The organism is Bacillus sp. 05T31 (genome assembly GCF_056396725.1).
Genome location: NZ_JBFTMA010000134.1, coordinates 1 through 8,480 on the forward strand (window position 1 = coordinate 1; position 8,480 = coordinate 8,480).

Consider the following 8,480-nt stretch of genomic DNA (forward strand, 5'->3'; position numbering starts at 1 on the left):
CTGTTGGAGGATGTGTACTCGTAGCGATGGGATTTACAATTAGTTGGAAGTTAACGTTATTAAGTTTAATTCCGATGCCAATTGTAGCTATTTCTACAAATTATTATGGAACTTTATTGCATAGAAGATTTCATAAGGCACAGCAATCGTTTTCTGAAATCAATGATAAAGTGCAAGAAAGTATGAGTGGGATGAAGGTAATTCGCTCACTTGGACAAGAGAAAGAGGATTTACAAGCGTTTCGGAAAAAATCTGAAGATGTCGTACATAAAAATATGCTAGTTGCACGTATTGACTCGTTATTCGATCCAACGATTTCCCTAATTGTCGGATTTTCATTTTTGATCGCAATTTGTTACGGATCATTATTAGTCGTACGAGGTGAATTAACTGTAGGGGAATTAGTAACATTTACAACGTACTTAGGGACACTTGTATGGCCAATGTTAGCTTTTGGATGGCTATTTAATATTATGGAGCGTGGACGTGCTTCGTATGATCGTGTGGAGAAAATATTTTCACAAACTTCAGATGTAGTGAATAAGGAAAATGCTATACATGCTATAGCAAGTGGTGATGTTTCGTTTGCTGTTGATTCGTTTTCTTATAAAAAGAATGAACTATTAAACTTAAAAGATATTTACTTTAACTTAAGAAAAGGTGAAACGTTAGGAGTTGTAGGGCGTACCGGTGCAGGGAAGACGACGTTATTAAAATGTTTAATTCGAGAGTATGATCATTTTAATGGTGAATTAAAAGTTGGGGAGCGGGATATTCGAGATTTAACACTTCACGGTGTGCGTTCTGCAATTTCATATGTACCGCAAGATCACTTTTTATTTTCAGCGAGTATTGGGGAGAACATTGCTTTTGGAAAGGCCGATGCTACATATAAAGAAATTAGCCGAGCTGCTGATATTGCTTGTATTCATAATGATATATTTCAATTTCCAGAAGGGTATGACACTGTAGTAGGTGAAAGGGGCGTTTCACTATCAGGAGGTCAAAAACAGAGAATCTCTATTGCGCGTGCATTATTAACAAATGCTGAAATTTTAATATTAGATGATTGTTTATCAGCCGTAGATGCAAAAACAGAAGAAACTATTTTAACTGCATTGAAACGAGAAAGGGCAGAGAAAACGACGATTATTACTGCCCATCGTTTAAGTGCTATTCAGCATGCAAATCTTATTCTTGTTATTGATGAAGGTAGGGTTATGCAGCGAGGGACACATGAGCAATTAATGAAAGAAAATGGTTGGTATAAAGAAATGTACGAAAGCCAGCAGTTAGAGGCGTTAGTAGAGAAAGGAGGCGTATGATGGCTGAGAAAAAACGGAGTGATTTAAGAAGGTTGCTTTCTTATATGAGGCCCTATAAAGGGTTATTGGCGTTAGCATTTTTATTTCTAGTTGGTGCAACTGTAACTGAAATGATGGGTCCTTTTTTAATTAAACAATTTCTTGATGAACACTTAGTGCCAGGTAACTTTGAACAATCAGCACTTGTAACCCTATTTGTAGTGTATATTATTGCTCATTTATTAAAAGTATTATTTACTTATTTAGACTTATTGTACTTTCAAAATATCGCTTTTAAGATTGTCCAAGATATGCGAGTTGAAGTGTATGAACATGTTCAAAAATTGTCATTAAGCTTCTTTGATCGTACGCCGATTGGTACGCTCGTATCTCGCATAACGAATGATACAGAAGCGATTAAAGATTTTTATGTTAGTGTACTATCAACATTCGTGAAAAATGTAGTCTTTTTAGTAGGGATTTTAGTAGCGATGTTTTTATTAGATGTAAAATTAGCGCTATTTTCGCTCATATTAATTCCGGTAATGTTTGCAATTATGGTGTTGTATCAACGGAAAAGTGCAGCTTTTTATTTAGAGGTACGTAATCAGCTGAGTATATTAAATGCAAAGTTAAATGAGTCCATTCAAGGTATGAATATTGTTCAGGTGTTCCGGCAAGAAAAGCGGATGAGAAAAGAATTTGAAGGAGTGAACAATAAACATTTTAGTGCTGGACGTCGTACATTGAAATTAGATGCATTACTTTTACGTCCAGCAACAGATCTTGTTCATATTGTAGCAATTGCGTTAGTACTTGGTTTATTCGGAATCGATGCTTTAAAGAGTCCTGTTGAAGTAGGGGTTTTATATGCTTTCGTTAACTATATTCATCGTTTCTTCCAGCCGGTAAATGAGATGATGATGAAACTATCTTTCTTCCAGCAAGCGCTTGTTTCATCATCGCGTGTATTTCATTTAATGGATGATAAAGATTTAGCTCCTGTTCAAATGGGGAGTGAACAGCCACGAGTAGCTAACGGGGAAATTCAGTTTAAAGATGTTACTTTTTCATATGATGGAAAGCGTGACGTTTTAAAAAATGTATCTTTTCACGTAAAGTCAGGGCAAACGGTTGCTTTCGTAGGGCATACTGGTAGCGGAAAGAGTACGATTATGAATTTATTAATGAGATTTTACAATATTAAATCAGGAAATATWGTAATAGACGGAGTAGATTTAGAGAAGTTTGAAGAACAAGAAATTCGAAAGAAAATTGGTCTTGTGCTGCAAGATGCATTTTTATTTGCTGGAAATGTAAAGCAAAAYATTCGTATGTATAATGAAGAGATTACGGATGAAGAGATAGAGGAAGCGGCAAAGTTTGTGCAAGCGAATACGTTTATTGAAAAATTACCAGAGCAGTATGATACAGAAGTTGTCGAAAGAGGAGCTGCATTTTCTAGTGGTCAAAGGCAATTAATTGCTTTTGCTAGAACGATAGCAACCAATCCGAAAGTATTAGTGTTAGATGAAGCGACGGCAAATATTGATACAGAAACAGAGGAGGCTATCCAAACGGCATTGCAGCAAATGCGAAAAGGTAGAACAACGATAGCGATTGCGCACAGATTGTCTACAATCCAAGATGCGGATCAAATATTTGTTATGCATGAAGGGGAAATTGTAGAAAGCGGAACACATCAAGAGCTACTTAGTAAACAAGGACTTTACTACAATATGTACTTGCTACAAAATAAAGGGAGTTTGCAACAGGCCTTGTAGAATTACAAGGCCTTTTTTCTATTCTCTCAGATATTAAAATGTAATAAAATTTTCGAAATATGTGAGAGGTTTGTCGTGTCCTTTAACTAGAGTTGTACATATTGTATATAGAATAACAAAATTTGATAGGAGYTTTTATATGCAAAATAGATCCAGTTCAAATRTTACGTTTATTGATGTGTCTCATTGGGAAGGAAACATTAATTGGAATGCTGTGAAGTCATCTGGCATTCCAGCGGCGTATGCAAAAGCGACGGAAGGTGTGAACTATATTGACCCCACTTTCGTTCAAAATGTACAAGCTGCGAGAAATGCGAATGTATTAATTGGTGCATATCATTTTGCKCAYCCAGAACAGAATGATGCAATTTCAGAAGCGAAATATTTTGTGAGTATATTACAGAGTAATCAGACGGATTTAATTCCTGTTTTAGATTTAGAATCGCCAACGGATACTAGCAATAGTAGTTTAACGGGTGCGACTATATCGAATTGGGCAAGAAGTTTCGTAAATTATGTGAAACAAGCTACTGGGAAAGATGTAATGTTATATACAGGAATTTGGTATATTAATGAATTTGGAATTAGCGGGTTAAGTGACATTCCACTTTGGATTTCCAAATATTCTAGTATACCGCCTGCTGATGCTGGTGGATGGACAGAGTGGACAGCATGGCAGTACACAGATTCTGGGCAAATTTCAGGTGTAGGAAATTGTGATGTATCAGCAGCTGTTTCATTAGAAGCTTTACAAGGAAATGGAGCAAGTGGTGGAGGGAATGTTTCCACGCCTAATAATGCGAATCCAGTATACGGAGTTGCTGTAATTAATGGAGATAATGTGAATTTACGAAGTGGACCATCTTTACAGTCTAGTGTAATTCGCCAATTGAATCGTGGCGAATCATATGAAGTTTGGGGAGAACAAAATGGATGGCTCTGCTTAGGGACAAATCAGTGGGTATATAATGATTCAAGTTATATTCAGTATAAACATTATGTAGCAACTATTACTGGCGATAATGTGAATCTGCGAGATGCTCCATCATTAAACGGGAATGTTATAAGACAGTTACATCATGGTGAATCATATCGAGTATGGAGTAAGCAAGATGGATGGCTTTGCTTAGGGACAAATCAATGGGTATACTATGATTCAAGTTATATTCAGTATGGTGTACAATAAAGTGAATCTAAAAGGTATCTCGACTGAGGTGCCTTTTATGAAAAATATATAATTTTTACAAAGTATATATTGATAACATAGTATAATGTAATTGATATATGTTTAAAAATAATCGGAAATGAAATAAAGGAGTAATAATATGGAGTATGTGCTAATAGGTGGGATTTTAATATTATTAGCTGTAGTGTTTGTACTGTTTTATAAAAATAAACAGTTAGAATCAGAGAGTCAGCAAGTAGAGTTTGAAAAGAAACAAGCGATTGAAACGTATGAAAATGAGATTGCAGCTRCGATTACAGGGCATAAAGAACAACAGGATACTTTAAAGAATATGGAACAGAAAAAATATAATGATTTACAAGTGAATACAGCTAGAGAACTTGAAAATATGCGTATGATGAAAAATCAATTGGCTGTTCAACATAGTAAAGAACGTAGTGAAATGCAAGATAAGCATAGTAGTGAAATACATATGTTTCAAAATTTAATTGCGGATTTACGAGAATATACCAAAAATGGTGCTGAAGTGAATGTGCATGAAATATTACATTATATGAAGCGAGGTTTCGTTGAGCAAGGAATAATACTAGAAGAAGAGTTTCATATTATACCGAACGTTTTTATGATACGCAATAAATATAGAGATAAACGTGACATAAATGATAATCGAATTCATCACCTTATCTTATGTAAAACTGGTATTTATCTACTTGAGACGAAAGAATGGACAGGGAAATTAATCCATGGCTTAACGAAAGAAAATGCGGGTATATATTCATTTATGATTGAGGAAATTGGTAAGTATCAACATGAAATTGAAAAAGAAGAGACATTTGAATTTATTACGGATGGAACTTCATTAACTTTGCAAGTAAGAAATGAAGGGAATCCAGCGTATAAAGCGAAWATGCTATCTCAAACTTTATATAATTGTTTGGAAGAAATGCAAGTAGATATTGTAAAGGAAAAAGTAAAACCAATTGTATATTTTGAAAATGAGAGTGGAAAAGAAGTTATTGATCTTTCTAATGAAGAATTGCCGAGATTTAAAGATAGAGAGCAAATTGTAACGTTTTTCAGAAATGAAGTTTTAACAAGTAAAGTAATATATACAGCACGAGAACTACAAAAGATTAGAGATATGATTGGCCAGATGAATTATGTTGCGAAGTGAAAAATAAAGTAAAACTTTAATTAGTGGGGGTTTATGGGCAACCCGACTTCTACCCTTTACAGCCGAATTTTGAGGTGGGAGTCTAACTGCCCGCAAATAGCGGGATAAAGTAGGTGTTATTTGGGTGGAGAAAGGTAAAAGCTCTATATTGTGGGGAATGTTGTACATTTATTTTTGTTTGCATATATTAATGTACATTGCGTTTATTTTCGTTATTGATATGGTTCATGTGTCATTGAGTGTAATGAGTATTTTGGTGGTAGTAATGCCTTTTATTTTATTAGTTATTATTCAAAAGACTATCTTACATGTTTCGGCAAGACGTGATAAAGGTAAGAAACAACTGTTCACTATAATGATGGTAGGTCTCATTCCATTGCTAGTATGCACCGTACAATTAAGTATAAATAAATACACTTCAAATTTTAATCAGGATCGGTGGTTAAATTATGAAGAAAAACGAGTACATATGGTAGATGACCTATTACAGGAGCATAAATTGATAGGGAAATCAAACGAAGAAATTACAAAATTGTTAGGGGCCCCTACGAAAACAAGCAGTTTGGAAACGGGAATTACTACACTATACTATCTTGGGAATGAACGTGGTTTCATTCCTATAGATAGTGAATGGCTTGTTTTGCAATTTGATAAAGATGGTAGAGTTATAGAGTATAAGGTACAACGAGATTGAAATAGTGAGAGGAGAAGCTATATCTTTTATAGCTTCTTTTCTATATTCCAATATAGAAAAAGTAGGCAAATAGTAGTCATTCCTATCTATACGAATGAGATAGAGTTTGTTATATTGTAAAGGGTTATTTAGTTTAGAAGTCTGCTAGATAGCCTTAAATATTTTAGATTAGGGAGGGAAGTTAACACGAATTAAGATATAAACGTGTTAAATAATTAGTATGAAAAAAGAATTTTATAATGTTTTAGCTGCATCAATTGTATTTAGTATGGTAACGATTCCAAGTTTTTCCTATGCCGACACAGTAGAAAAGACCGTAACGATTTCAACAGACGAGCAAGCATTAAAAAGTATTGAAAGCCATATGAAAGATGAAGATGGACGTGGAGAGAGCAAAGGAATAACAAATGAAGTACAAGGAGATTTTTTTGTACATATAATAGGTTCAGCATCTTTATTTGATTCTGCTGAGTTACAAAAAGCGACAGGTGTTCAGCTTTCTAATCAAGTAGTGAAAGCCGAAAAACAAAAAGGAAACGCTTACTATATACAAACAGAATCTGGAGCTGGGTGGATACAAAGTAGTGAAGGAAATGTAGAGGTTAAGGAAGTTTATCACTTGGCAAACGAAAAATTAGTAATTAATGAAGAGACAGCTACATATTCCGCACCATTTAATTCATATAAAGACGAGAAAGTGTTACAACCGCAAACAATTATTGCAATTGGACAAGTTGGAGAGTGGTTCCAAGTCCAAATAGATAATGAGGTGAAATGGATTTATGCACCTTCAGCAAAATTTGAGGGTACAAAAGCATCTCTTATTCAAAGTACAACTCCAACTCGTACGAAACGTACAGCGGTTATGTATACTGCACCAATAGAAGAGAAAACAACGGATATTTACGGTGTACCATTAAAGGAAATGATTGTACCAACAGGTAATGAAAATATTCGTCCAGGTTATGCGATGAAACCAAAATACATTACAATTCATGAGACAGATAATTATAGTGTTGGAGCAAATGCTAGAAACCATGCACAATATTTATACAGCCAAGCAACAGGAACGACTGATCGTTCAGCATCTTGGCATTTTACAGTAGATGATAAAGAAATTTATCAACATCTACCATTAAATGAAAATGCTTGGCATGCTGGAGATGGAGCAGAAGGAACTGGTAACAGAGAATCAATTGCAATTGAAATTGCTGTCAATCAAGATGGTGATTATAATAAAGCTGTGGAAAATGCTCGCAAACTAGCAGCCTATTTAATGGGGGAGTTAAATATTCCTTTAGAAAATGTGAAAAAACATCAATTTTGGAGCGGAAAGAATTGTCCGGCCATTATGATAAGGAATAATGCGTGGGAGCCATTTTTACAGGGAACGAAAGCTTATTATGATACGAATCATAAAGATGATATAACTGGCGGTTGGTATGAAGCAGATATTCGTGAATTAGATAAAAGAGGTATTATGGTTGGAGACGGGAAGGGTTCTTACTGGCCAGAACGTCTTGTAACACGTGGTGAATTTGCGAATTTAGTTTCAAGATCATTGCAATTACCAGAGGGGAAATCGAATTTYAAAGATTTAAGCACAGCCCATCCATCRTTAGTAGATGGTATTAATCGTGCAGCTAGTGCTGGGATTATAAGTGGACGAGGAAATGATATATTTGCTCCGAATGATACGATTAAACGTGATGAAGCTGTTATTATGATTGATCGTGCATTGCAATACAAAAATATAAAAGGTAATTTAGTTTCATTACCATTTACGGATCAAAATTTAGCGTATGATAAACAGGCGGTTCAACGTGTTTATGGGTTAGGTATTGTAAAAGGGAATGAGAATAATGAGTTTATGCCAAAAGGTTCTGCAACACGTGGGGAATCGGCAGCATTTATTAATAGAATGTTAAAAGTAATAGAGAGTAAATAATGGAAAGGCATTCGCTTTGGCGAGTGCTTTTTTATTTTTCAATATGTTATAGAAAGGGGATGTGAATTTTGACTGGAATAAGGAATGAAAGCGGAGGTGATGCATATATTTAGATGCATTGGGTAGTTTTTTGTAATTTTGTATAAAATGAAAAGGAGGTAGGACGGTGAAATCAATACCGACTGAAGTCCTGAGTAAGGAATTGATGGAAAGAGAAGGGGTTATATCTATTACAGTGATGGAATTTGAAAAGATAGAAGTGGCCGGAGTAGTTGTTTCTGGTCCAGCTGTTATTTTRATTAATCAAGATTAAATACATATTATCAATAAAGAAAAGTAGTCAGAGCATCCGCTTAGGGTGCTTTTTGTTTGTATAGAAGTGTGTATATG

The 8,480-nt window shown here is 34.8% G+C and carries 7 protein-coding genes; all 7 read left to right on the top strand.

The window, feature by feature from the left end:
- Nucleotides 1–1,325 (top strand): ABC transporter ATP-binding protein (locus AC1DJR_RS11015; RefSeq protein WP_477002610.1); only part of this gene is annotated, 1,325 nt, incomplete at its 5' end.
- Entirely contained in the window at nucleotides 1,325–3,088 is a 1,764-nt protein-coding gene (locus AC1DJR_RS11020; protein WP_477002611.1) for an ABC transporter ATP-binding protein, read from the top strand. The genes AC1DJR_RS11015 and AC1DJR_RS11020, both read left to right, overlap by 1 nt.
- Before the next feature lie 139 nt (nucleotides 3,089–3,227).
- The gene (locus AC1DJR_RS11025) at nucleotides 3,228–4,274 is read left to right on the top strand and encodes a GH25 family lysozyme (RefSeq protein ID WP_477002612.1); all 1,047 of its coding nucleotides are present in this window, start codon (nucleotides 3,228–3,230) and stop codon (nucleotides 4,272–4,274) included.
- Nucleotides 4,275–4,413: 139 nt separating this feature from the next.
- Entirely contained in the window at nucleotides 4,414–5,448 is a 1,035-nt protein-coding gene (locus tag AC1DJR_RS11030; protein WP_477002613.1) for a nuclease-related domain-containing protein, read from the top strand.
- Nucleotides 5,449–5,572: 124 nt separating this feature from the next.
- Nucleotides 5,573–6,142 carry a hypothetical protein gene (locus AC1DJR_RS11035; protein WP_477002614.1) on the top strand — a complete coding sequence of 190 codons (570 nt, stop codon included), beginning with the start codon at nucleotides 5,573–5,575 and terminating at the stop codon, nucleotides 6,140–6,142.
- Between the two features lie 220 nt (nucleotides 6,143–6,362).
- Entirely contained in the window at nucleotides 6,363–8,090 is a 1,728-nt protein-coding gene (locus AC1DJR_RS11040; protein ID WP_429688114.1) for an S-layer homology domain-containing protein, read from the top strand.
- Between the two features lie 166 nt (nucleotides 8,091–8,256).
- A complete protein-coding gene (locus tag AC1DJR_RS11045; RefSeq protein WP_002014405.1) occupies nucleotides 8,257–8,403 on the top strand; it encodes a BC1881 family protein in 147 nt (48 codons plus the stop codon).
- Nucleotides 8,404–8,480: the final 77 nt, after the last annotated feature.